Consider the following 23,447-nt stretch of genomic DNA (forward strand, 5'->3'; position numbering starts at 1 on the left):
AGCCAAAGGAGGCGAGGATGGCCGTCGGAAACCGTCGTAAGGAACGCGCCGACTGGGTACGCAAATCACTTGAAGAGTACAGGGCACAGCTCAAGGAACGGGAGAATCGTACCGCAGCGCTGTACGATGCACTCACCGATTTCACCAGAGCGTTGGACGCCGCGCGACCGCTCGTACAGGACTACACCCGCGACTACGGGGTATCGCGCCGTGAGATCGGCAAACAGTTCGGACTCACGCAGCGGCAACTCAGCGCATTGTTTGAACCGTTGACCGATGTCGATATGACAGCAGATGACGTGGAACCACGGGCGCTCGTAGCAAATGCGACCTCGATTGGCTCAGCATCGCAACTGGATTCCATGTCCGTTACCTCCGTTGGACCAGTGCCTACGCAGATAGACTATTTGTCGGATCGACCACAGCATGTCTACTTATCGCATTGCTAACGGCGATGACAATTAGATGGATCAACTACTGGCGACAACTGTTATGCCATTCGTTCAGCATGGACTTATCGTGTGCATCAACGTCATACTGTTCCGTGATCGCCGGCCATGATGTCAATCAAATCGGCAGATGTTGCGAATCGTTGATTTGCTGTTGGGATCATCGATGGTAGGTAACGGCCGCGTTCGCATCGCGCTTAATGATGCTGTTTTGCGTCCATTGGTCTGCCGCGTCGCCGAGGAGCCTGTCGTAGTGGCGGGTCGTCGACCATGACAACAAGGTGAATTGATCCGCATCGAGATCGTTGATGGTTCTCAACTGTGCTGCGGAGCCGTGCAGCGGCGCGTATCCGCCTCGCGTGGGGACGTCGTCGGTGTCGAGGAAGTAGTAGTGCGGGCAGTCGCGATAGTACCAGTACGCGTCGATGTACGTGTACTCGTCCTGTGCGACGATCGGCTGCGCGGCAGAACAGACAACCTGCTGGCTGAGCGTGGCCGATCCGGGCGTATCGTTGCGGTCGAAACTATGGTTGCCGCGTACGCCGTACACGATTGTTCCAGCTGCCAGCATCGCGATCATCGCAACATAGAAGATCATTGCGGCGCGACCACGTAGCAGATAGGCGATCACGCACGCCAGCGCGAGCGCGGCATAAAAGAACGGCGCGACCACGCTCAGATAGCGTACGGAGAACATGCCGTATCCGTCGTTCGACAGTTCCTTGACGGCGGACCAGATCATCAATGACGCCGTCGGCACGGCGAACAGCATGACGATTAGTTGTGCGGCCTCAGCGGACCGTTGTGATGATACCGAGGATGGGCTGACGAGCCGCGCGTGAAGCAGTCGTTCCGCAATGAGTATGCCGACGATCGATGTCATTATGGCGGCGACCAGCAGCGAGACGATTGATGGCAGTTCCGTTTCCGTCATGCCGAGCAGCATGATGTCGACCGCGTTGGCTACGCCGGACATGTTCGCACGTCGGCGAACCGGAGGTAGCACGGAGCTTGCGCTGAGCTGACCCAGCAGCGCCGGCATCCACGGCAAGAACAGCACAACCGATGCGGCATAGGCGAACAGCCAACACCATGCGGACAGTCGTCGCATGCACCACGAGCGCGCAGTAAGCCAGATCGCATGCGTCAGCCATACGAATGCGGTCAGATACAACGTCAGCATGCCGAGCGTGACGGTCATAGCGTACGCACACCACCATGCGATGCGGCGACGGCGGTCGTGCGACTGACAACGGTCACCTTGTCGATCATGTCTGTCGATCTCACCCGCATCCGCAACGCGATGCCGGCGGTCGCGCGGCTCGATCAACCCGACTGCGCGAATCAGCATCGCCGTACCGGCCACGGCCAGCAGCATCGCCGGCGAGTACATGCGCAGTTCATAGCCGTAGCGCAGCATGAATCCGCCGCACACCAGCATCGGCATGCACGCCGCAGCGGCACGGTCGCCGAACAAATCGCGCATCAGCATAATCAGCACGAACACGGCAAGACCAAGACATACGCAGTTCGGCAGTCGCAGCAATGCGACATTGTCGCCGACAACGAGCATCCATGCCTTGAGCAGCAGATAGTACAGCGGCGGATGCGCGTCGACGGCGGTGAGCGTGATCAATTCCGGCACCGGCCGGCTTGCCAGGATCAGCGAATACTGCTCGTCGAACCACAATGATTGGTTGCGGCCCATCAGCCAGCTCAACACGATCGTCGCCAGCGCGCAGCAGACAGCCAGTGTGGGAAAAAGATGACGTATTGCAATAGCGTAAACGCCGTCGGTACTGCCGGCGTTTTTAATGGTCATCATCGTGCCCGTACCTCCGCGTTGTATGCCGGATGCTCGGAGCGGCATACGTGGTCGGTATCGCAAATGTCGGCGTTATTGATGTTGCCGTCGCGCACGATGTAGTTCGGTCGGCGTTTGGATTCCAGATACGTGTTCGCCAGATATCGGCCGATGATGCCCAGGCACATCAGCTGCAGTCCGCCGATGAACGTGATGATGCATGCGAGTGACGGCCAGCCGGCCACCGGGTCGCCGAACATGGCCGCGCGCACTGCGATGAAACAGGTCGCTCCGAACGCGACGGCGCACAGCAGCAACCCGATGTACGAGGCCACAGCCAACGGTACGGTGGAGCATGAAATAAGACCTTCAATCGCGTAGCGGACCAACGCGAAGAAGTTCCAGCTGGACTTGCCCGCGGCCCGGCGCGTGTTCGGATAGTCTATCCACGCCGTGTGGAATCCCACCCACGCGTACAGTCCCTTGGAAAACCGGTTGCGTTCGGTCAGCGACGTCAGCGCATCGACGACCCTGCGGCGCATCATGCGGTAGTCGCGCGCCCCATCGGGCACTGCGACCGGCGACATGGTGTTCATCAGTCGATAAAACGCATGCGCGCATATGGACCGAATCGGTGGCTCTCCCGCTCGCGTGGTGCGTCGCGTAGCCACGCAGTCGAGCGTCGGGTCGTCGGCCAGCATCGCGAACATGCGCGGCAGCAGCGATGGCGGGTCCTGCAGATCGGCGTCCATCACCGCCACGACAGCGCCGCGCGCCGCATCCAATCCTGCGAGTAATGCGCCTTCCTTACCGAAATTGCGCGACAATGACAACCAACGAATCGCAAACGGAAAGGCGGCGCGCCCGTCGTCGCCTGCCGCCGCACGCTGCAGCAGCGCCGCGGTGCCGTCCGTGGAACCGTCGTCGACCAGCACCAGTTCGACCGTCGTGCCGGGATATGCCGTCATGATCTCACGGACGGCCTGCGCGGCGGACGACAGGAATAATGGCAGGCATTCCTCCTCGTTGTAGCAAGGCACGACGATAGATAGCGTGACCTGCCGTCCGGGACATGCGCCGCCCGCGGAATCCGCCGCAGTACAAGATTCGCGTGTCTCAGAGGCGTACGCGGCACGACATTGCTGCGAATGCTGTTGATTGACCATGATCATGCCTTCTTCCCATCGGCGAGGCGTCGCCTTGCGCCCGCCATATACCCACGTCTAATACGATTCCAGTGTGCGTTCACCGAATCACTGAACATGCCTGTACCGCCCCTGATTCAGCCCCTAATCACCGTTTCAGGGTATGGGGGGACGACGCAGGGATATTCCGAACGTTCCGAACGTTGGCTCTTACGCTTTTTTGTAAGCCATCGTGGTTCGACCACAACGATGTGAATCGTCATGCCGGCAAGATAATCAGCAATGATGGGCATGATCGGATCCTTTTCCGGCATTATGCCGGTTAAGGGGCGCTTGCACGGCGGCGACGCCGAACACGGACTGCACGCAGAACAGTCCCGTGAGGAACACCAACACGGCGGGACGGTATGCGCGGTAGAAATCAACCATGTCCGGTTGTGCGTATGGCATCGCGATGGTGTACGCACAACCAGCAAGCAGGGCAACGAGCAACGAACCGATCAGCAGTGTGATGACGGCGAAACGCAGTCTTCGCCGGTCTTCGCACGCATGCGCAAGCCAGCGAAACGCCAGCGTGATGCAAACGCTGACCAGCAGGTAGCACAGTAGCCCGTAGGTGGGCAGCATATCGATGATAAGCAGATACTTCATGGGAGATCCTTTCAGATCAGGCATTCGTTGAATTCATTGAATCCATGCACGCTCCGCAATCGCAACGTTATGTCAAGCGATTGCAGACAGCGTTGCCGTTTCTTCAGAGGAACGCGCCGTCTCGCATGGTGAGGGTGGTGTCGCATTGGGCTGCGACTCGTGGGTCGTGGGTGGCGAGGACGAGTGTGGCGCCTTGTTTGCATTGCGCGAGGAGCATGGTCATGATGGTGTCGGCGGTGTGCGTGTCGAGTGCCGCGGTGGGTTCGTCGGCGATGATGATGGCGGGGTGCATCACGGTCGCCCTGGCGATGGCGATGCGTTGCCTTTCGCCGCCGGACAGTTGCCCGGGCATGCGTCGCGCCTTGCTGGCGAGGCCGACCTGTTCCAGTGCGGCCGTGGCGCGTTGCCGGCGTTCGGCGCGTCCGATCCTGGGTTTCGCGTATTCCATGGGGATGGCGACGTTGGCCCATGCCGGTTCGTCTTCGAGGATCGCGTAGTCCTGCGGGATGAAGCCGAACATGCGGTTGCGCCATGCGGACCGGTCCTTGTCGTTTTCCGGCGCCGGGCGTCCTTGCAGGAGCAGGGAGCCGGAGGTGGGTTTCATGGACAGTCCGATCATGCGCAGCAGGGTGGATTTGCCGCATCCGGACGGTCCCATGATGGCGATCGACTCCCCGGCCGAGGCGTGCAGGGATATGTCGTGCACGGCGAGGAGCTGCGCCTGCCCGTCCGTGTATCGTTTGGTCAGGTTTCTGGCGTCTATGGTCGTCTGTGGCATGGTCGGTGCTTCTTTCATTGGATGTGTGTGGTTGCGCGTCGTGCGGCGATCGTCCAGACCAGGGCCGCCATGGCGAGGATGACGGCGATCATCGTCCGGGATGCGGTGGCCACCGGTTCGCCTATCAGCTGGAAGCATGCCAGTACCACTGTGGCGGGCAGCAGCATGCTGAGGATGAGTCCGGCGACGCGGACCGCCTCGTCCGCGGTGGTGGCGCCGTAGAGCCGGCGGACGAGCATCGACGGCCGTTCCCGCGCGAGGGTCACGGACAATGATTGGATTATCACGATGACGGTGAGCGCGAGGAAGGCGGACAGTCCGAGCAGGTACATCAGCGCGCGCACGATGAGGTCCTTGTCCCGTTGGGGCTGTTCCGTGTTCAGCCGGTGCGGCACGAGGATCAGGCCGGCGTCGCGGCTTCCCGTGATGAATTCGTCGAGCTGGGTTCGGGATGGGTTGAACATGACCGTTTTGGTCACCGCCTCTTCGAGTTCGATGTTGTTGAGCCGGTTCAGCGAATCGGGGTCGAGGCGGATGACGATGGTCCGGTCCAGGTTGATGCCGGCGGTGTTCGGGTCGAATATGGCCGCCGAGGCCGGCAGCGTGCCGGTTACCTTGACGTCGGTGCCGGCGATATGCACGCTGTCGGGCGCCTGCGCCCGGTCCACCCGGTAGCCGATGGACGCGCAGGGCGCGTGGGAGCACAGGCCCAGCCGGGGGAACACATCGTCGACGTTGCCCATCAGGACGATGGCCGGTATGCCGTTGGCGAACCCGGGATCATCGATCTCGATGTTGTTGACGATCGCGGCGTACCCCCTGCCCTGCTCCAGCATGTCCCGCAAACTATCCGTCACCTTGGGGTCCGTCTTGCTCGGGGACTGCAGGAGGTATTGCGGGGAGAACGTGACCGCGTCGGCGGCCCGCAGACGAGCCTCGTCGCTGATCACGCTGGACTCGGTCAGCACGTCGCTGAGCGTCATCGTGAACACGCTGCCCGCGAAGACGACGAGCAGCGTGATGCCGAGGATCGATCCCCATCGCCTCAATCCCATGCGGATGCCGGTCATCAGTTCATGGATCATCGTTCCACCTCGTCATTCGATCGTATGCCGAGCCATTCAGCCAACGCCGTCACAAGCGCCGTCAGGACCGTGCCGCTGATAAAAGCTGCGGCGAACGCGGCCGCCGGGCCGATGCCGGTCCTGCCCGACACCACGGTGATGAGCACGGCGCTCAACACGGTTCCCGCCAGCACGCCGGCCGCGATCGGGACGATGGCCGCGCGCACCCGGCCCGCCCACACCTGCCTGCCAGTGGCGCCGAACAGCCGCCTGACATGCAGGTCGGCCTTCCTCGCCGTCTCCATCGTCATGACGCACACGCAGGCGCAGACCAACGCCAGTACCAGAAACAGCAAGGTGATGCCCACGAAGGAGTCACCGGCGAGGGACGACCACAACGATTGCGTTTGCGGCTGTGTCATGTCCATGCCGCAGCGCACGAGCAGGTCCGAGATCTCCCGGAGCCGCTGCGGGTCGCTCGTGTTCACATACACGCTGCCGGGAAACAAGGGAACCGCCCCCAACGGGAGCACGTACTGCAGGTTGCCGCCGACGTTCACCCCCGGAACCCTGACGACACCGCCGACGGAAAACCCGGCGGGCAATAGCGGTGCATCCCCATGCTCACGCCATTGCCCGGCCGAGAACGACGACTCGATCACACACGCCATGCGACTGTCCACGTCCCGGCATTCGCGAGGAAGCGCATCGGCCCATCCGATCGAGGACCCCGACGACTGGAACACGATCGCCGGCCAACCGTCCCCCACGGAACCCTCCAACAGGGAAATACCGTGACCGGAAAGATACCTGGCCAGATCACGCGTCGCCTCAAGATTCTTCCCGTCGTCGTGCCCGGCATCCGCCGAGGCGGTCAGCACCAGCTGCGTCCGCGCATCGGACATGCCCCATTGCGAGCCACGCCAATCAAGAACGCTCCAGTACACAGCCCAGGCAAGAAACGAAGACAACACACCCAACAGCAACGACACCACGGCAACGGAGACGCGGAACCCATTCGGAGATGACCTATCCATGCGACGCCCTCCAACCTTTGCCGGGAACATGACAGCCGTCCTGCCGATCGATATCGAAGCAGCCGATCCGGCCAACTCAATGCATTACATACCCCTGCACATCGCAATCGCAACGTCGTGTCAAGCGATCGCATGACAGCGGTGCCGTTTCATGCCGGGGAGCCGATGGCCGCCGGCGGTACAGTAGGTGTCATGGGACTTGGGAACGAGCTGGCGACGGCGAACGTGATTCGCATTGGTGTGTTGGATAATGATCCGTTCGCGTTGGATGCGATTGACCAGATCGCTGCGAGTCTGGGTCTCAGCGTATCCACCGTCAAAACCCACATCGGCAACATCCTCAGGGAAACCGGCCAAACCAACCGCGTTCGCCTCATTGTCTGGTCGGTGCGGCATTCAATGTAGGTTTAGTCTGTATGACATACGCAACATAGCCCATTCCTCTATCAATCGATAGATTGTCCGATATGTCCGATATTGTCGAAATGTCTGGTTTGAGGTAGGCTGGGTTCAAGACTTCAGGAAAGGACTCGCCATGACCACATTCGAAGCAATCCCCATTTCCCAGATCGGCAAAGGCTCCGCATACATCACCACGGGCGACGGCAGAGCATACCCGCTGGATGCGGAGGAACTTCGCCGCGCGTTCGCGGCCATCGTGCACGACGATTCAACCGAAATGATCACCACCGGCGAAGCCGCCCGGATTCTCGGCGTATCGGCGAAGACCGTCGCCCGCATGCTTGACGCCGGAGAGATTCCGTTCGTGCGCTACGGCGCGAAGGGCAACCGCATGGTTTCCCGAGCACAGGTCGTCGCCTACCGCGACAAGTCGGAATCCCACGGCCATGAGGCGTTGGAGACCATGCGCGAGGCCGCCAGCCAGGGTGGATTGGACGACGTCGACTACTCGGCCTATCTGGCTCAGTACAGCTGAAACGGGAGGAATTTGAGTTGGTAGTCGCTTTTCTCGACGCGAACATCTTCCCGCACACTTGGCTGACGGATGTGCTGCTCACGTTTGCCGACCATCACCTGTTCGACCCCGAATACTCCGACGACGTGCTTGAGGAAGCCCGCCGGGCATTCGTCGATGACCTTGGCAAGGATCCTGCTTGGGTCGACCGCTATCTGTCCGCTATCCGCAACATCAAGCCGTATTATCTTGTCTCTTCCATTCCGGAACTGACCGGTGAGGTCATGTTGCCGGACGCCGGCGATCGGCATGTGGCGGCCGCTGCTTATAACGGCGATGCGGACGTGATCGTCACCTTCAATCTGAAGGACTTCCCCGCGAACCAACTTGCCAAGATCGGATTATCCGCCTGCCACCCCGACGCGTTTCTGACCGGTGTCGCCGAGGCGTATCCCGAACGCGCGGTCAAGGCCATGACCGAACTGGTCGCATCAAAGAAGCATCCACCACGCACCATGAGGGAGGAACTGGAGCGGCTCGAACATTCCGGCATGTCGGGATTCGCCCATATGATGCGCAGACTGATGAATGGGCAGTCTCAAATCTAACCTATGTCGATGGCCCTATGCAGTCGCAGCCCCATCGCGGCATAACCTGCGATTATGAAGACAAGCAGCCACATGATTGACATCAATGTCCCGACAAGTGAACAATCTGCAGTCGCCTCGCGTATCGCCTCCGGATAGAACAGTTCATTCGTGGCAGGTATCAGATAGATGATGAACGGTTTGAGCAGCATGGGCACGAACACGTAGATGGACAGGCCGAGCAGCACGCTCCTTGCAAACAAGGACAGCGACAGCACTGCGATGCCGTTCATCACCGCCAACAACAGGTATTGGAACGCAAAGCGACCGGTATCGCCAATCCCATAGATGATGCCATTGCCGACGGTATTCAACACGGTCAGGAACAGTCCGGCGATGACAATGATCGCGGCTTTCCCCACCATCAGGTCATAGGCCATGCGGCAACGAGAACCTGTGATGAGTGCCGCCATCATCGTTTCGCCCGACCTAATCTCGATGTTCGCCAGACCGATGGCGATAATCACCGTCGCCTGCGACGCAAGCGTCATGCTGCTTGCATTATTCAACGGATTATTCCCAGACTCATCCATGCTGATCGGCATCAACGCGACCGCATATACGACAATCACCCAGCACACGGCCGCCAAGCAGACGACCTGCAAGGGGCGCGCTGTTGCATCCTTGTAGAACAGAGTCTTAATCATATGCAGACCGCTTCCTATGCTTTCGGCGTCAGAAAAGACCGTCCGCGTACGATCACAGCCGCACAGAGAGCTATGGTTAGCCAGCAGACCATGACGATCACGGAAGCGCCCATCGGAAGATCGCCCGTCTCATCGACTCGTCCGAACGCGAAGCTTTTGCCGCCGATCATCGGCAGCAGCACATCCGCATGGATCACCTTCAGTACGCCGGACAGCGAGACGACGAGCAGCAGGAAGATCACGGCCAAGGCCGGCACGTCGCGTTTCGTGGCCACGGCCGCGATGTAGCCGACCAATCCCATGACCACGGCGAACACCATGACACGCAACGGCGTCGTGACGACGGTCATGGTGAGACACATGGGCCGCAAGGCAGGATTCAATGTCGCGACGAGTATCGCCGCGTTCAGCAGTGATGACAGCAGCGAGACGCCGGCACAGTAGATCACGGTCGCGAGCACGTCCCCGATCGCGAACGGCCAAGGCCGGTTGACCAGCAGCCGCAGTTGGCGTTCGTCACCCGAGCGGAAACCGGTTGCGACGTTCAACGCCACGATGATCGGAATGAGGATGATCGAGGTCTGGTAGGGCGAGGCAAGTACGGCGTCGGATACGATATGCGCCGGATCCGGGTCCAGGGAGTCGGTCGATCGTATGGCGCCATCCGCGGCGATGGACACCGTCGAGGAGATCGTCTGCACGTCCAGCACCGCGAACAACGCGGTGAGCGCCAGTACAGCGAACACCGACCAATAGAACTGCCGGTTCGCGCAGTAGCGCACCAGCGAGCAGGACACATACCGGGATGATGAAATCTTCGCTCTCATGACGCTCACTCCTTCACCACGGTGAAGTACGCCTGTTCCAGACTGCCGTAACTATTGAGGAGCGTGTCGATGTCGTCATCAAGCACTTTCCGCCCGTTCGACAGGCCCACGACGTGGTCGGCCGCCAGTTCCAGTTCGGCCATGTAGTGGCTGGAGACCAGGACGGTTCTGTGATCCGAAGCATAGTCCTTGATGAAGTCGCGCACCCATTTGATGCCTTCCGGGTCGAGACCGTTCAACGGCTCGTCCAGAATGAGATACGGGGCGTCGGTCAGTATCGCGGTCGCGATGCCCAGCCGTTGCTTCATGCCGAGTGAATAGGTCTTATACATGCGGTTGCGTGCCTCGTACAGGCACACGAGCCGCAGGCATTCGTCGCAGCGGGAGAACGGGATGTCGGCAGCCAGCGCGATCCAATGAAGATGATTGAGACCCGTCCGCGACGGATAGGGCGCCAACCCGTCGATGAACGAACCGACGACAGTGAGTGGGTTGGGGCCAAGTTCGTTGTACCGTTTGCCGTCGAACGTGGCCGTTCCGCCATTGGCTGGCTCCAATCCGAGCAGGATGTGCAATAAGGTCGATTTGCCGGCGCCGTTCGGCCCGATCAATGCCGTGACCTTGCCCGATTCGGCATGGAACGAAACATTATCCAATGCACGTTTATCCCCATAGATCTTCGACAAACCAGAAATCTCAATCATTGCGGCCATCTCTCTTTTTGAAGTATGCAGAACCAGCATTGGCCATTGAAGGCTGCCTGTGAGCATCAAGGCAACGTCATGTCAAGCAAACGCATGACAGCGGTTCCGTTTCATGCCGGGGAGCCGATGGCCGCCGGCGGTACAGTGGGTGTCATGGGACTTGGGAACGAACCGGAGACGGCGGGCGTGATCCGTATTGGTGTGTTGGATAATGATCCGTTCGCGTTGGATGCGATGTGCGCGATGATCGCGGCCATGTCCCGGGATTTCCACGTCGTGTGGAGCACGGGGTCGCCGGCGGTGGCGATCGAGCACTGCCACAACGCGCATACACGGCCGGACGTGCTCGTGTTGGACATGGCGTTGGGCGGCATCACGGGCGCGGACGTATGCCGGCGCATCCGGCGCAGGACGGGCGAGGTGGGCGTCATCTGCGTCACCTCGTATTCGACGGACGGCTACCGGGCGGAGGCGATCAAAGCGGGCGCGCAGGGACTGCTCGCCAAGGAACGACTCAAGACCGACATCGCCGACGCCGTGCGTCGGGCGGCACATGGCCTGCCAACCGCCGCTCAGGCCGAGGCGGGTTTCCATGACGCGGCATCGGCGTATGCGTCGCTATCCGGCGCGGTGCCGGCGAAGATGTCCGAGGACATGAAGGACTCGTTGTCCGCGCGCGAGAAGGACATCCTGCGCCTGTACGCACAGCGCCTCACCACCGACGAGATCGCGGCCCGTCTGGGTATTGCCAAGGGCAGTGTGTTCACGTACGTGCATCGCGCGGCCGACAAGCTCGGCGTGACCAGCCGCAGGGAGGTGCTGGAGGCATGCGCCAGATACGATCTGCTGTAAGTCGATTTATTGGACGGCTGGGCTCGGATAACAGCCATCCGGTCATCGCAGCGGCATGCGTGCTGCTGGCCGCCGCCCTCATCGCGGAATACATGGCCCGGGCCACGACGGATGCCTCCTCAACGGTGAGCGTACAGCATCTCGCCTTAGTTCTGGTGACGCTCGTCGGTCTGATCGGCGGCATGTTCCGCCCGCAATGGTTCCTCTGGGCGGCGCTCGTGGCCGGGGAGATGCTCATGCTGGCGATGCCGATGATCACGCCGCTCGCCGTCATCATCACCTGCACGGGATTCCTCGCCTATCTGGATACATGGTCGGGTGCGATCGCCACTGGCATGCTGCTCATCTCCACCACATTCGGCGTCGAGCCAAGCAGCGGCCGTCTGCTGGTGGCGACCTTGCAGAACCTCGCGCTCTATTGCTTCCCGCTAGTGACCGGTCTGCTGCTGCACATGATGAGGCAGCGCGATCATGACTCGTATCTGCTGCGCCGCCAGCAGGAACGCGAGGACACGGCTCGCAATTTGCATGACACCATCAGCAACGATCTTGCCTATCTCATCCTGCGCATCGACCATGCCGAGGCCAGCAGCATGCCCGCCGGCGAGCATGAATACCGGCGGCAACTCCTGGAACTGCGCGACGCGGCCGATCGCGCCATGACCCACACGCACGCAGTCATCGACTCGCTGGAAGAGCATCCGACTCAGCAGCCAGAATCGACGGTAGTACGAGACGAAGCATCAACGCCGATTCCGAACAACAACCCCGTTACCGTGCAACAGGGAGAGCTGCAGTCTCTGATTGATGACGAGGAAACGAAACTCGAATCGCTCGGCTTCACCGGCGATAATCTGCTCGGCGAGTTCCATCATCCGCTCTCCCTCGGCATGATGCGACTGCTCACAGGATTGCTGACGGAACTGTACGCGAACATCGCCAAGCACGCTGACCCGTCCGAATGGTACGCCGTCTCCATCGGCTTCGACGCTGAAGAGCTCCACATCTCCGTCAGCGACACCATCGCCGAACATGACGGAAAGCTTGGATTGGGCAGTGGCCTCGACCGTTACCGCGCTATCGTCGAAACAGCCGGCGGCAGCTTCACCATCCACACGGAACAGCGACACTGGCAACTGGATGCCACCATCCCAAGCAGGTCGGACAGCGAACTGCACCAGTAGAACGCCGAATGCTTCCTGCCGAACCTGTCACTTGTCGAAATGGCAGTTACCGAAGAAACTGCGCCATGCCTGCACGAAACCGTTCCAATTGCGGCGCATGTACAACTGAATCTTCCGCGTCGTCTTGGCATCCAACGTGGTCGAGTCCACGACCACATCCCCGTCAGCGGTCAATACGAACTTGGCAAGCCGATACGAGTTGTTGCGTTTGATATGAAAATGCACGCCGTGACCGCCGTCATTGCTGGTCACATAAAACTCGTATCCGGCGACGTCTTCAAACCATACTCAGACATATTCGCGATCCACTTCACGCGCATCCTCCACAAACGGATAGGAACGCTTGAAATAACCCTCCACCAGGGGAAGCGATTCGGAAGGGAACGTGTTGCTGCGCACCGTGCCATCGTTGTTGAACACAATCTTGAACCCGGTCGCCGGTTCGGTGACCGTAACCGTTCTCGCTGTATACCCCAATCGAAGACCATTAGCCTCCAGCAGGTTGCTCATGCCGATCCTCGCCATGACAGCCTCCAACCCATATTCCCCTATGAAGTATTACGCATCCCATTGTATGCGGTTTCCCTCACGAAGCACGATCCGAACCCGTTGCTCGTATCTATCTATCAGGCTCGAAGACCGCCGCCAGCTGTGCACTCTCTAATTGCGTGCAACTCAAAGCAACATCCAGCTTCCTTGAAACGTTTGTCTGAGTGAAGACGAACATGGCACGGTTACGGCTTTGCTCCTCATAGGAGATCAACCGATGGCATTCAGCTAATCCAGTGTTGAATATACGCGACAATACCCAGGAATGCGCCCACACCCGCTCCGAGGAAGACCGGTCCCCATCCCTTCAGCCAGTTCACAAAACAGTTGGCTGAAGACTTTACACAATTATTCGCTGCAGGATTTGTTTCGGTTGAGTCCTTCTGCTGGTTCATGGTTTCTCCCCTGTCTTCCGCAACAGATTTTGATGATGACCGAAATCACCACATACAGCACGCATACCAGCGCTAGCACGACACTGGCAATCGATGTTCTTTCGCTCATTCCGACTCCGATCGGCGCCAGTCTTACCAGTCCGGGTTACAGGAGCGCAATCACCAGAGCGACAGCAGCCAAACCTGCCGCTACGCCAAACCCTATGGCAAGGAAGGAGTTCGATTTCGCGCCGCCTTTCAGAGCTGTGAGTAGAGCCATGACCAGCAGTAGCACTCCGACGGCTCGACAGAGCAGACCCAAGACGTCTCCCGGAATCGCAAACGCGAGAGCCTGCAATGCTATGGATGCGCACACCAGGATCACGACCAGTCGTCTGACGCCGCCGTTTTGTACCGACGTGTTATGAGTAGATTTTTCCATTGCGATCACTTCCTTTCTTCGGGACTCGTTTTCATCGCTATATCTATTCAATCCGGGAACGGCTGACGGTGCAACATCATGTCAAGCAATCGCATGACAGGAGTCGTCAGCCAAGGCCTGCATCCGCCAAGCCCACCGGCAGTCGACCGCGTATTGCGCTCAATATCGGGCTCAACGCAAGTCGGACATACGTTTTCGTTCGCGGTTATGGCGCCACCGGCGCGCCGAGAATGACGTCGCTGCTGCGGTTGGTCGGAATAAGCGCGGGTGTGGTCGACACCTTGCCGGTGGTCGTGTCGGCGTCCGCGATGATGCCGACTTGCTTCACTCCACGTGCCGTGACCTTCACGGCCGGGCTCAAGGACTCTCGAACCAGCATGACGATCCGCGTGTCCACGACGATGGCCTGCGAAACATACGGCGATGACCCCGTGGGCATGGAAATGCACTGATTACCGATAGCGAACGGCTGCTCGATGACGGGGCAGATTTGCCGTGTTCCTACGGCCCATGGCTTTCCTGCAACGATCACAAGCGTCTGGAAGTCCGAGGAGACCGTGGTGCTGTCCGCCCGTTCCAAGGTGTTCGCATCGAACATGTCGATTTGCCGGGGAGTCCCGTTCATGTCCGTGCCGGCTACCAGCACGTGATTGTTCCATACGACCGGCCGCAAGTACAGCAGAGCGTCGTCGGTCACCTGTTCCTTGACCGAACGGTCGGATAACCCGTAGCGGATGATCTTGCCTTGGTATCGGTTGGAACTTAACGTGAGCTCATGACCGGTGATGAACAGGTGCTGCCCGTCGGAGGCCTGGCCTTCGGTGTAGATCTTCAGTATTTTCCGCTCAGTGACTTTGCCTGCACCGTCCTGGACGACCAGCAGGTTGAGGTACGAGTCGTCTTCCGGAGAATCGTTGCCGTTCATCACCGCCACGACCCCGTCACCATACGGTCCGATGGACATGACGCCGGAATAGTTCGGATTATCCAATAGATGGAACGATCGCATCGCGCCATCCTTGTCGATGATGAGATGCATGTTCGAGCGTTGGCCGCCGGCGATGAACTTGCCGTTCTCATACGAGTATACGGACGCGTCCTGCAATTCGGGGACCCGTTCGTCCGCAATAATGCCGCCCTTGCGGTCAATGGTCAGCACGCCACCCTTGTTCGATTCCAGCATGGCCGAATAGATGATCCGATAGGCTGCCGGCTCGTTCGAGCGCTCATAATGCGGAACAAGATACCAGACGATGAGCGAGGCGGCCACTATGATCGCGGCCGATACCGCGGCGACCACCGCCTTGCGATAGTGGTGCATCTTCATTGTTGTGCCTTTCTCATGTTTCTCGAATCGATCATCGATCCGAACCGATACCGTCAGCATACGAACGATTCCACATCCGCCTGCCACGCTGTCATCACTCACAGGACAGGCACGCAAACCGGCTATGCAGGATAAGGGAAACGCTCTCGGTTTACGGAACCTGACTATATGTAATGTCACTGCTCACAGGCTTTATCCACCCGATCCCTCTTTCTTTTTGCAAGAAGTATTCGAACAGCCCGAACCAATAGGATCGCCAGAACGAGTGGAACGACCACCCATTTAGGGAATTGCATCGAGTTGAAAGCCAATGCCAGCACAAAAATCAACACGTACGACAAAAGTTCCCACCATTTTAGAGGCAAACGATACGATACGTTCCCCTCACGTTCTTGCGCCGATGTTTCATTAACGGACTTTCCCATTGCGATCGATTCCCTTCCGTGAGATTCGTTTTCGTTACCATATCTATTCAATTCGAAAACCGTCGACGGCACAACATCATGTCAAGCGATCGCATGACAGGAATCTTCGTAGATATAGGCAGATTCCTTCTGCATGGTTTTAGACGTCCCTTTGTGTCTGGGCCACGCAAGCGGCAGTGATTGCGATGATGACGTATGCCAATGCGATCAGCCCGCTCAGCGTCGGATTCATGTTGGGAGACTGGTCCAGTATGGCGGTGCCGGCGATGGAAGGCAGCCACTCGTGCAATGTCTGAGGGTTCGGCAGGTTCGCTGCGATGATGGGCAGCAGATAGTACAAGGCGATGTAGGCGATCGTGCCCTTGCCGGTCGAATTGAAGGCCACGCACAGTGAGGCGGCGACAAGCATGCGCCCTGTAAGTATCAGCGCCATGGGGAGGCAGAGGAGCAACGATGCGGACAGCGGCGCGGGCCATGCCCGCGCCGGTACGACGGAGCCGAGGATGAGACGGGAAGCGCCGGTCGCGGCAAGCCCTCCGACTATAGATGCGAGGAAACCGGCGGCGACGATGTCGGCACACAGGGTCAGGAACAGTCGCATCCGTTTCGGTTCGATCAGGAACAATGGCATGGCCGTGGCCGTGTCGGTCAGGACGCGGACGGATAGCAGCGCCGCGATGATCGCCACGGGTTCGCTCATGGGCATGACCGCCCCGGCGATGCTTGGCCCCAATCCCGTGAGCGTGGCAAGGCCATCGAGTCTGGAATCGGAGGAGAACATGAGCCGGACGGAGACGCTGGTCAATGCGGCGAACGCGGTGAACGCTACCGGCAGTCCGGCCCATGCCATGAGCGGCGCGGGACGGCATACCACGTAACGCATGAGCAGCATCAAGCGTCGCAAACACTGTCCGTACCCGTTCATGATGTGCCTTCCTTTTCCGAAGACCGGCGAATCATGCCAATCATCACATCGCGCAGCGTCGGCTCGACATGGTCGAGTCGAACCAGTGGAACGTCGTGTCTGGCCGAGACGGAGAACACGTCGGCCGTATCCATCCGTCGGGCCAAATACAGGCCGTTCTCCAAGGAGCGAACGTCGGCTCTCATCGCGGTCAGATCATCCAGCACCAGGGCTTTGCCGGTTTCGTTCACATCGGGAGCGAACCGGAATACGGTTCCCGACTCGCCACCACCATTGGCAATGACCTGTTCGAGCGGACCGTAGGCCATCTGCCTGCCGTGCATGATGATCAGCACGTGAGTGGCTATGCGTTGCAGTTCGTCGATCTCATGGGCGGCCAGAATAACAGTCCTGCCGGCAGAGGCCCATCGTTGCAGCAAATCGTGCAGCCAGAGCCTGCCGGCGATGTCCAGTCCGTTGAATGGCTCGTCCAACACGATGATCGGCGCGTCGGCGAGCATCGCCCCAGCCACGCCCAACCGTTGGCGCATCCCCGTGGAATACCCCTTGATCCGGGCCTTCGGCCAACGGTCCAATCCACAATCGTGCATCACGCGGCGCACACGACGACGCACGTCGGGCAATCCCATCATGCCGGCCATGAACGTCAGATACTCGCCGCACGTCATTGACTCGTCACCCAGACGTCCACCCAGAAACACGCCCACATGCAATCCGGGCTGTTCCAGCAGCCGGTACGGGCGTCCCATAATCAACGCTCGGCCCTGACTGGGAGCGGACAGGCCGAGCACCATGCGCAGCGTGGTGGACTTGCCCGCACCATTCGACCCGGCCACCGCCAGCACCTGACCCGGCCAAGCCTCAAAATCGATCGGGCCTACCGTCGGACCGGACGCATACCGCTTGACCAAACCACGGGCCTCGACCGCGGCGTTCATGAGAAAACCTCGTCGTGACGAACCGTCGGCTCCGAATCTTGCACATCCGCCTCGTCGTCGATCGTCCCATCGTCGTCAACGGTATCCGGTTCCGCCGGCTTCTCCTCCAAACGGACGACTCCCTTACGCTGGTCCATCACCTCATGCACCAGATAAACCACGAACGGCACATACAACAGACTGCACACCATCGTCACGATCATCCACGCGAACTGGCGACGAGCCCACTGCCGATACGCCGACACCAGCCAAGCCGCCGAACACGACCACTGGAACACCGTCACCTGCACGGCGGCGGGCGGCGCGGACGGCACTCCGGCCAACAGGTTCGAGAACACCTCCCGCGCATACCCGCCATACGAAGGCAACGCCACGACCTCCGCGACTCCCAGCCATGCGATCAGCACGCCGGCCAACACCAGATACCACCAATGCAACGTCGCCCGCCGACCACTGGCGATACGCCACTTGACGCCCTCGAACCAGACCGAAAGCCTGACCGATATCGTGCGACCATCCATGACGAATCCCCTTCGACAATCACTGTGATACATCGATATATAACGTCGTCATGCAGGATGGGACAACATGCTGTCAAGCAATCGCATGACAGTGGCCCCGAACGTTACTGTTCCATCATCAAGACCGCCGACGGCGCATCACAGTTGGATGGTCCAGTCGCATGACTCGGCCACGTGGTCGGAATGGGTGGCGATGATGACGACGCCGCCGTGCTCGGCCATGTCGCGCAGGGTGCGGATGACCATGTCGGCGTTGTCGTGGTCGAGGGCACCGGTGGGTTCGTCGGCGAGTATTATCGCTGGGGTTTTCACGATAAGACGTGCCAGCGCCACTCTTTGCTGTTCGCCTCCGGAAAGCTGGTAGACCGGCTCCTTTTCACGGTCGGCCAGGCCGACTTGCTGCAGGGCTTGGGATATGGCGGTTCTCCTTGCTTGTGCCGAACGGTGAAGCAGGGCGACGTTCAGGTTCTCCTCGATGGTGGCGTTGTCGATGAGCGCGTAATCCTGGAACAGATAGCCGAGCGTCTTTTCCCGGAACAGGCGCGTGGCGCGGGAACGGTATCGGGTGATATCTCGCCCGTTGACCTCGATAACGCCGCTGTCCGGTTTCTCCAGTAGTCCAATGCAGTTCAGCAGGGTGCTTTTCCCTGATCCCGATGGTCCGGTAAGGGCAATCATCTGCCTCGGACGGACCGAGAACGTGAGATCCTTCCACAGCAGGTGGCTGCCGAAGGATTTGGAGAGATCCCTGATGTCGAGCCGCGTTGTGGACGGCGTGTGATCAGATGGTGCGGTAGTCATCGGTTACTCCTCCCGGGTGTGGGCCTGGACGTTTCTGCGCACGTATATGGCGGTGGACAGCATGCAGACCGCGAAACTCGTCACGGCGATGAGCATGGCAATGAGCGGCTGGTATCCGTCGAACAGCGACGAATCGTTCTGGGCGTATGAGACTACGGTTCGACCGGCGGCCCGAACGGCCTGCGCCGCGAACCATATGCACGGGGCGGCCATCAGCGCCGATTCGACCATGACCAGACTCAGATGGGTTCTCGTGAAGGACCATCCGTGAATGTAGCGGGCGAAGATGGTCTGGGCGCGTTCACGGACCCTGATTTGGGCGATGGCCACGGCCGAGGCGATAAGGACGATGACGGACATCGCGACGTTGTATACGTGGACGATCAGGTCCGACCTGAGCTGCGCGTAATGCGCTGCGGCGCTTTGCCCGGCATCGTTCACGGCGAAGATGAAGTCCTTCAAGCCGGCCTGTCGCGAGGAGACAAGCGCGTATCGTGTGCTTTCCAGCAGCGCATCGCCCTGGCTGGCATACGCGGCGTAATCGTCAGTGGAGAACAGTCCGCTATCATTGTCGGCCACGACGAGCAGCGCGTCGTCGAACAGGGCCGGGGTGTCGGGCAGGGCGGACCCGTAGCCGAACAGCTGCTGGCCCCTGTCGCCGCGCACGTAATCGATCTCGGGGACGGCGATGCCGCGGGCGGATGTCCGGGATTGCACCCAGCTGCCGATCGCATTCTCGTATGTTTTCGTGGTCGCCGCATCCGCGGCATACGGTATCACCACCGTGACACCGTCACCACCGGCCGTCAGGCGATGCCCGTCATCGTCTTTGACCGTCTGGTGCCGCAAATAGTTGCCATTGACCAGCAGCACCGTGCCTGATACCGTTTGCCCGTCGTCCGCCGGGGACGACATGAACCGAAGGTCGTCTTCATGGGCCAGGACCATCCGTCCTTCGTCCTCGGCCCGTTCCAGCCATTCACCGGTTTTGCGGCTGTATTCGTCCTGTTCCTCCGGCGACAGGTTCGGATTGAGATGCACCTGTGCCACCCCGCCAGCGTCCCGCCATGCCTCCTGGGCCTGCTGCTGGTTGTGCAGGTCGCCCAGGGCCGTGAAGAGAAGGGTCACCGCCCATATGGTGATGAACACGGCCGGCACGCGGACGCAATACACCATGATGGAAGACAGCCTGCGGGGTAGCCGCCCCTTGACTGCGGACAGCAAAGGCTCCGCGGATGCGATCGCGAAGCCCACGCCATAGGCGACCGCCATGACCACACATACGGCCAGGAAGATCACGGCCGACAGCATACCAAACAGTACCCACTGAGCCCCGTGGTTGTACGCCATCACCGGCCCGCATACGACGGTGGCCACGACGCACATTCCCAGCAGGCAGGCGGCCGCATTGGCCTTGACATCCCGCCCCATCAACACCAGCGGGCCCGCCCCGTGGAGCCTCTGTACGGCGTATCCCTTCGCGTTCATCAAGGAGAAACCGCCCGCGAGCGTCGCGCACAGCAGCAGCGCGACGACCAAACTCACCCCGACTGGCCTGCCGATGACCCATTGCGCATACGAGCCAAGGAAGCTCGTCTTGACCAGGACGCTGTACCCCTGATCTCGCAGTTCACGCTGCATGTCTACCGCCGACGTGGCCGACCCGTCGAACACGTAGTACGTGCCACGGGGATCGGAGCCGGCCAAGTCGCCCATCCGGCCAACCGTGGTCCGCATCGAGGTGTTGAACGACGGATAACCATGATTGATCCACGACGCGGCCCCGCCGGCAGGATTGCCCACGGCGACATATACATGCCTGACCCCGCCGGGGTCCTGCACATCGGCGACATTCTTGACGATATTGACCCTGTTCGCCTGCGCCACCTCGGATATCACGTCGATCGTCTCCTCGCTCCTGACCCGAGGGGACGAACCAGACACCTGCACGGTGGCCCGCACCGCAAGAGGCGCCGACAAATCCAACGCATTCAGGATCAGAAACGATCCCAGAACCGCGACGAAAGCCGCAATCCACAACGCAAGACGAATGGAACCACTCCGCATAATCCCTCCCTCTTTCTAGAAACGTTTGGATAAGACGAATCCCCTTCGACGATCATGTGCTAAGTCGATATATAGCGCCGTCACGTAAGCCGGACAACATGCTGTCATGCAATCGCATGACAGCCGTATAGTCTCATCGTCCGTCAGTCTGCGTTTCTACGCTTGTGATATTGCGGCATAACTGCCGGCGAAGGTTCTTTATCCGTCGCCAGTCCCGCGCGCCTCGTATCCGCGGGCCTGCTCGATGACGGTGCGCAGCATGCGGCCGCTGACGGTGATGTAGCCCTGTGTGGTGGCGAGGCTTTCATGGCCGAGCAGTTCCTTGATGGCCATGACGTTGCCGTTGGAGGTGATGTACGCGGCCGTGGCGAACCTGCGGCGCAGGGAGTGGGGCGGATACCCGGTGGCGTCCTTGACGAGACGGTATACTGTGTCGCCGCAGATGTGGTCACAGCCCTTCTCGCCGGGGAACAGCCAGCCCGGTCCGTGGCGGCGGATCTCCCGGGCGAGTTCGTCGCTTAGCGGCACGATGCGGTCCTTGGCTCCTTTGCCGTGGACGATCAGGCTCCAGCCGAGTTCGTCATCGATCAGGTCGTCTCCACGCACTTGGGCGATTTCGGCGCGGCGCAGGCCGGCGTCGGCGGCGAGCATGATGATCAGCCGGGTGCGCGGTCGCTGCTGTCGCGGCCGATGAGGACTGCCTGTTCTGGTGCTGCTCGCTTCTTGCGTTGTTCGCGTTTGATGGTCGGCATGCCTTCCACGGGGTTGTCGAGGCGCTTCCCGTTGCGCTGCGCCCAGCCGTAGAACATGGAGAACATGCATCGGTCGCCGCGTTTGGCCGCATTGCCCAGTCCCTTGCGGCCGAGCCATTTTCGGATGTCGCTGGCCGTGACTTCGCCGGGATGCTTGCCGGTGTGCCGGGCGAACGCGCCGATCTGGTAGCGGCGCAGGTTGATGGTGTTCTCGCTCAGGCTGCGCAGCCGCATGTCGGCGGACCATTCGTCGACCCAGTCGTTCCACGGTTCGGGCATCATGTTCTTCTTGCTCATGTTCTCTCGTCTTGCTTTCCGATACGCCGGCACGGCCAGGGAGAGACGTGCGGGTATCTGGTCGTCGCCGACGCTGCGGCGCGTGTGGTGGTTCGTCCTTGAAGCGGGCCGGCCATTGCTGACCATACTCGTCCCTTTCCGTCAAGCCCGAAGCACAAGACGGTAGCGTAGAACCGTATTTATGACAACGTTAACAGCCATTCAATCTGCACACCTGCACGGGAAGTTTAGACTGCGTTTACCGTTCATTTACAATATCTGTAAATCTAATCGTTTAACGAAACGTTGGTCTCTCCAAGTCTCTTTCGATAACTTGGAGAGACCGTTTGTGCTTACGTTGTCATTCCGTCGCCGGCATCATTCCGCCACTGGCGGACACGGCCTGCCCGACGTTCATGCCCTCGCCGTACTTCTTGACGGAGTTGACTACGGAACGCAGGTTGAGCGGGGTGACGGTCACGTACGCCTGCGTGGTGGCAAGACTTTCGTGGCCGAGCAGTTCCTGCACGGCACGGATGTCGCCGCCGGAGCTGATGTATGCGGCGGTCGCGAATCGGTGGCGCAGCGTGTGCGGAGAGCAGCCGGTCGCGTGCTGTATCCTGCGGTACACGGTGTCGCCGCACACCGGCCCCTTGCCGCTGACGTGCGGGAACAGCCAGCCCTTGGGCGAGGCGAGAATCGCGTCGGCCAGCTCGTCGGTCAGCGGCACGATCCTGTCCTTCGCGCCCTTGCCGTGCACGATCAGGCTGCGCCCGGACAGGTCCTCGGTCACGTCCTCGCGGCGCACGATCGCGATCTCCGCGCGGCGCAGACCGGCCTCGGCGGCGAGCATGACCATGAGCCGGGTCTGCCGGTCGGCGTCATGCAGCCCCTGGCCGACGGCGGTCTCCGGGGCCGGCACCTTGTGACGGGTCTCGCGCTTGATGGGCGGCAGGTCTTCGGCGGGATTGTCGGTGCGCAGGCCGGCCTTCTTGGCCCAGCCGAAGAAGTTGCGCACCGCGTTCATCGTCGAGCGGCGGGCCGCGTTCGATGGCGGGCGCACGATGTACGACTTGAGATCCGCCTGGACGATCTGCCACGGCGGCTTGTTCGTCAGCCTGGCAAGATCGGTGATCTTGTACCAGTAGTATCCGATGCTCCGCTCGCTCAGATTGCGGAAGCGCATGTCCGCGACCCACTGGTCGAGCCACGGTATCCAGCTGTCCGGCGGCTGCCGGCGATCCTTGAACTCCATGATCGCGTTCTCCCTTTTGCGACCCCGGCAAACCGCGCCGGACGCGGGGAACGGCACCATGCCAGACCGCCCGGAGAAGGCGCCGCGGCG

General features: G+C 60.4%; 29 protein-coding genes. 6 read left to right on the plus strand and 23 right to left on the minus strand.

What is annotated here, in order from left to right; translation table 11 throughout:
* Positions 1-17 precede the first annotated feature (17 nt).
* Positions 18-449, plus strand: a complete 432-nt coding sequence (locus CSQ85_RS08525; RefSeq protein ID WP_150383695.1) for a hypothetical protein — start codon at positions 18-20, stop codon at positions 447-449.
* A gap of 160 nt (positions 450-609) precedes the next feature.
* Here CSQ85_RS08525 and CSQ85_RS08530 read toward each other — a convergent pair whose 3' ends face one another.
* The 6 genes from CSQ85_RS08530 to CSQ85_RS08555 all read right to left on the minus strand — a co-directional run bounded on the left by CSQ85_RS08530 (position 610) and on the right by CSQ85_RS08555 (position 6,928).
* Entirely contained in the window at positions 610-2,274 is a 1,665-nt protein-coding gene (locus CSQ85_RS08530) for a glycosyltransferase family 39 protein (protein WP_190972965.1), read from the minus strand.
* Positions 2,271-3,419 carry a glycosyltransferase family 2 protein gene (locus CSQ85_RS08535; protein ID WP_150335982.1) on the minus strand — a complete coding sequence of 383 codons (1,149 nt, stop codon included), beginning with the start codon at positions 3,417-3,419 and terminating at the stop codon, positions 2,271-2,273. The genes CSQ85_RS08530 and CSQ85_RS08535 overlap by 4 nt, the downstream gene beginning before the upstream one ends.
* A gap of 255 nt (positions 3,420-3,674) precedes the next feature.
* Complete coding sequence (locus CSQ85_RS08540) at positions 3,675-4,049, minus strand: hypothetical protein (protein ID WP_150383697.1); 375 nt, start codon at positions 4,047-4,049, stop codon at positions 3,675-3,677.
* A gap of 103 nt (positions 4,050-4,152) precedes the next feature.
* Positions 4,153-4,827 carry an ABC transporter ATP-binding protein gene (locus CSQ85_RS08545; protein ID WP_150383698.1) on the minus strand — a complete coding sequence of 225 codons (675 nt, stop codon included), beginning with the start codon at positions 4,825-4,827 and terminating at the stop codon, positions 4,153-4,155.
* 14 nt (positions 4,828-4,841) lie between these two features.
* Positions 4,842-5,912 carry a hypothetical protein gene (locus tag CSQ85_RS08550; protein ID WP_150383699.1) on the minus strand — a complete coding sequence of 357 codons (1,071 nt, stop codon included), beginning with the start codon at positions 5,910-5,912 and terminating at the stop codon, positions 4,842-4,844.
* Positions 5,909-6,928, minus strand: a complete 1,020-nt coding sequence (locus tag CSQ85_RS08555) for a hypothetical protein (protein ID WP_150335978.1) — start codon at positions 6,926-6,928, stop codon at positions 5,909-5,911. Before CSQ85_RS08555 ends, CSQ85_RS08550 begins: the two co-directional genes overlap by 4 nt.
* 192 nt (positions 6,929-7,120) lie before the next feature.
* Between CSQ85_RS08555 and CSQ85_RS08560 the strand changes: the two genes are divergently transcribed.
* From CSQ85_RS08560 to CSQ85_RS08570, 3 genes are all read left to right on the plus strand, one after another.
* Entirely contained in the window at positions 7,121-7,333 is a 213-nt protein-coding gene (locus tag CSQ85_RS08560) for a LuxR C-terminal-related transcriptional regulator (protein WP_223846914.1), read from the plus strand.
* Between the two features lie 130 nt (positions 7,334-7,463).
* Positions 7,464-7,865, plus strand: a complete 402-nt coding sequence (locus CSQ85_RS08565; protein ID WP_150335976.1) for a helix-turn-helix domain-containing protein — start codon at positions 7,464-7,466, stop codon at positions 7,863-7,865.
* A gap of 17 nt (positions 7,866-7,882) precedes the next feature.
* Positions 7,883-8,452 carry a PIN domain-containing protein gene (locus CSQ85_RS08570; RefSeq protein ID WP_190972966.1) on the plus strand — a complete coding sequence of 190 codons (570 nt, stop codon included), beginning with the start codon at positions 7,883-7,885 and terminating at the stop codon, positions 8,450-8,452.
* Here CSQ85_RS08570 and CSQ85_RS08575 read toward each other — a convergent pair.
* The 3 genes from CSQ85_RS08575 to CSQ85_RS08585 are packed head-to-tail and all read right to left on the minus strand — an operon-like array spanning position 8,449 to position 10,735.
* Entirely contained in the window at positions 8,449-9,138 is a 690-nt protein-coding gene (locus CSQ85_RS08575) for a hypothetical protein (protein ID WP_150335974.1), read from the minus strand. The two genes, CSQ85_RS08570 and CSQ85_RS08575, sit on opposite strands and share 4 nt — an antisense overlap.
* A 14-nt stretch (positions 9,139-9,152) precedes the next feature.
* Complete coding sequence (locus CSQ85_RS08580) at positions 9,153-9,965, minus strand: hypothetical protein (protein WP_150335973.1); 813 nt, start codon at positions 9,963-9,965, stop codon at positions 9,153-9,155.
* Positions 9,966-9,970: 5 nt separating this feature from the next.
* Positions 9,971-10,735: an ABC transporter ATP-binding protein gene (locus CSQ85_RS08585; protein ID WP_223846915.1), complete on the minus strand. Its 765-nt coding sequence runs from the start codon at positions 10,733-10,735 to the stop codon at positions 9,971-9,973.
* A gap of 87 nt (positions 10,736-10,822) precedes the next feature.
* Between CSQ85_RS08585 and CSQ85_RS08590 the strand changes: the two genes are divergently transcribed.
* Positions 10,823-11,521 carry a response regulator gene (locus tag CSQ85_RS08590; protein WP_150335541.1) on the plus strand — a complete coding sequence of 233 codons (699 nt, stop codon included), beginning with the start codon at positions 10,823-10,825 and terminating at the stop codon, positions 11,519-11,521.
* A complete protein-coding gene (locus CSQ85_RS08595) occupies positions 11,497-12,705 on the plus strand; it encodes a histidine kinase (RefSeq protein ID WP_223846916.1) in 1,209 nt (402 codons plus the stop codon). Before CSQ85_RS08590 ends, CSQ85_RS08595 begins: the two co-directional genes overlap by 25 nt.
* Positions 12,706-12,732: 27 nt before the next feature.
* On the opposite strand, the gene CSQ85_RS08600 is transcribed toward CSQ85_RS08595, so the two are convergent.
* The 14 genes from CSQ85_RS08600 to CSQ85_RS08655 all read right to left on the minus strand — a co-directional run bounded on the left by CSQ85_RS08600 (position 12,733) and on the right by CSQ85_RS08655 (position 23,357).
* Positions 12,733-12,957: a DUF4160 domain-containing protein gene (locus tag CSQ85_RS08600; RefSeq protein WP_150335542.1), complete on the minus strand. Its 225-nt coding sequence runs from the start codon at positions 12,955-12,957 to the stop codon at positions 12,733-12,735.
* Positions 12,958-12,993: 36 nt separating this feature from the next.
* Complete coding sequence (locus tag CSQ85_RS08605; RefSeq protein ID WP_150335543.1) at positions 12,994-13,215, minus strand: hypothetical protein; 222 nt, start codon at positions 13,213-13,215, stop codon at positions 12,994-12,996.
* 263 nt (positions 13,216-13,478) lie between these two features.
* Positions 13,479-13,649: a hypothetical protein gene (locus CSQ85_RS13120; protein WP_190972967.1), complete on the minus strand. Its 171-nt coding sequence runs from the start codon at positions 13,647-13,649 to the stop codon at positions 13,479-13,481.
* Between the two features lie 145 nt (positions 13,650-13,794).
* Entirely contained in the window at positions 13,795-14,070 is a 276-nt protein-coding gene (locus tag CSQ85_RS08610; RefSeq protein WP_150335544.1) for a hypothetical protein, read from the minus strand.
* A 205-nt stretch (positions 14,071-14,275) separates the two neighbouring features.
* Positions 14,276-15,457 (minus strand): hypothetical protein, encoded by a 1,182-nt coding sequence (locus CSQ85_RS08615; protein WP_150383700.1) that lies wholly within the window; start codon positions 15,455-15,457, stop codon positions 14,276-14,278.
* A 116-nt stretch (positions 15,458-15,573) separates the two neighbouring features.
* Entirely contained in the window at positions 15,574-15,822 is a 249-nt protein-coding gene (locus CSQ85_RS08620) for a hypothetical protein (RefSeq protein ID WP_150383701.1), read from the minus strand.
* 139 nt (positions 15,823-15,961) lie between these two features.
* A complete protein-coding gene (locus CSQ85_RS08625) occupies positions 15,962-16,747 on the minus strand; it encodes a hypothetical protein (protein ID WP_150383702.1) in 786 nt (261 codons plus the stop codon).
* Positions 16,744-17,685, minus strand: a complete 942-nt coding sequence (locus CSQ85_RS08630; RefSeq protein WP_150383703.1) for an ABC transporter ATP-binding protein — start codon at positions 17,683-17,685, stop codon at positions 16,744-16,746. The genes CSQ85_RS08625 and CSQ85_RS08630 overlap by 4 nt, the downstream gene beginning before the upstream one ends.
* Positions 17,682-18,206: a hypothetical protein gene (locus tag CSQ85_RS08635; protein WP_223846917.1), complete on the minus strand. Its 525-nt coding sequence runs from the start codon at positions 18,204-18,206 to the stop codon at positions 17,682-17,684. The genes CSQ85_RS08630 and CSQ85_RS08635 overlap by 4 nt, the downstream gene beginning before the upstream one ends.
* A gap of 138 nt (positions 18,207-18,344) precedes the next feature.
* The gene (locus CSQ85_RS08640; protein WP_150383704.1) at positions 18,345-19,007 is read right to left on the minus strand and encodes an ATP-binding cassette domain-containing protein; all 663 of its coding nucleotides are present in this window, start codon (positions 19,005-19,007) and stop codon (positions 18,345-18,347) included.
* A gap of 3 nt (positions 19,008-19,010) precedes the next feature.
* Positions 19,011-21,074: a hypothetical protein gene (locus CSQ85_RS08645; protein ID WP_150383705.1), complete on the minus strand. Its 2,064-nt coding sequence runs from the start codon at positions 21,072-21,074 to the stop codon at positions 19,011-19,013.
* Positions 21,075-21,272: 198 nt separating this feature from the next.
* The gene (locus CSQ85_RS13125; RefSeq protein WP_190972968.1) at positions 21,273-21,725 is read right to left on the minus strand and encodes a tyrosine-type recombinase/integrase; all 453 of its coding nucleotides are present in this window, start codon (positions 21,723-21,725) and stop codon (positions 21,273-21,275) included.
* A gap of 5 nt (positions 21,726-21,730) precedes the next feature.
* Positions 21,731-22,249 (minus strand): hypothetical protein, encoded by a 519-nt coding sequence (locus CSQ85_RS13130; RefSeq protein WP_190972969.1) that lies wholly within the window; start codon positions 22,247-22,249, stop codon positions 21,731-21,733.
* Between the two features lie 214 nt (positions 22,250-22,463).
* The gene (locus tag CSQ85_RS08655; RefSeq protein WP_051923834.1) at positions 22,464-23,357 is read right to left on the minus strand and encodes a tyrosine-type recombinase/integrase; all 894 of its coding nucleotides are present in this window, start codon (positions 23,355-23,357) and stop codon (positions 22,464-22,466) included.
* Positions 23,358-23,447: the final 90 nt, after the last annotated feature.

The organism is Bifidobacterium rousetti, from assembly GCF_008698235.1.
Classification (GTDB): domain Bacteria; phylum Actinomycetota; class Actinomycetes; order Actinomycetales; family Bifidobacteriaceae; genus Bifidobacterium; species Bifidobacterium rousetti.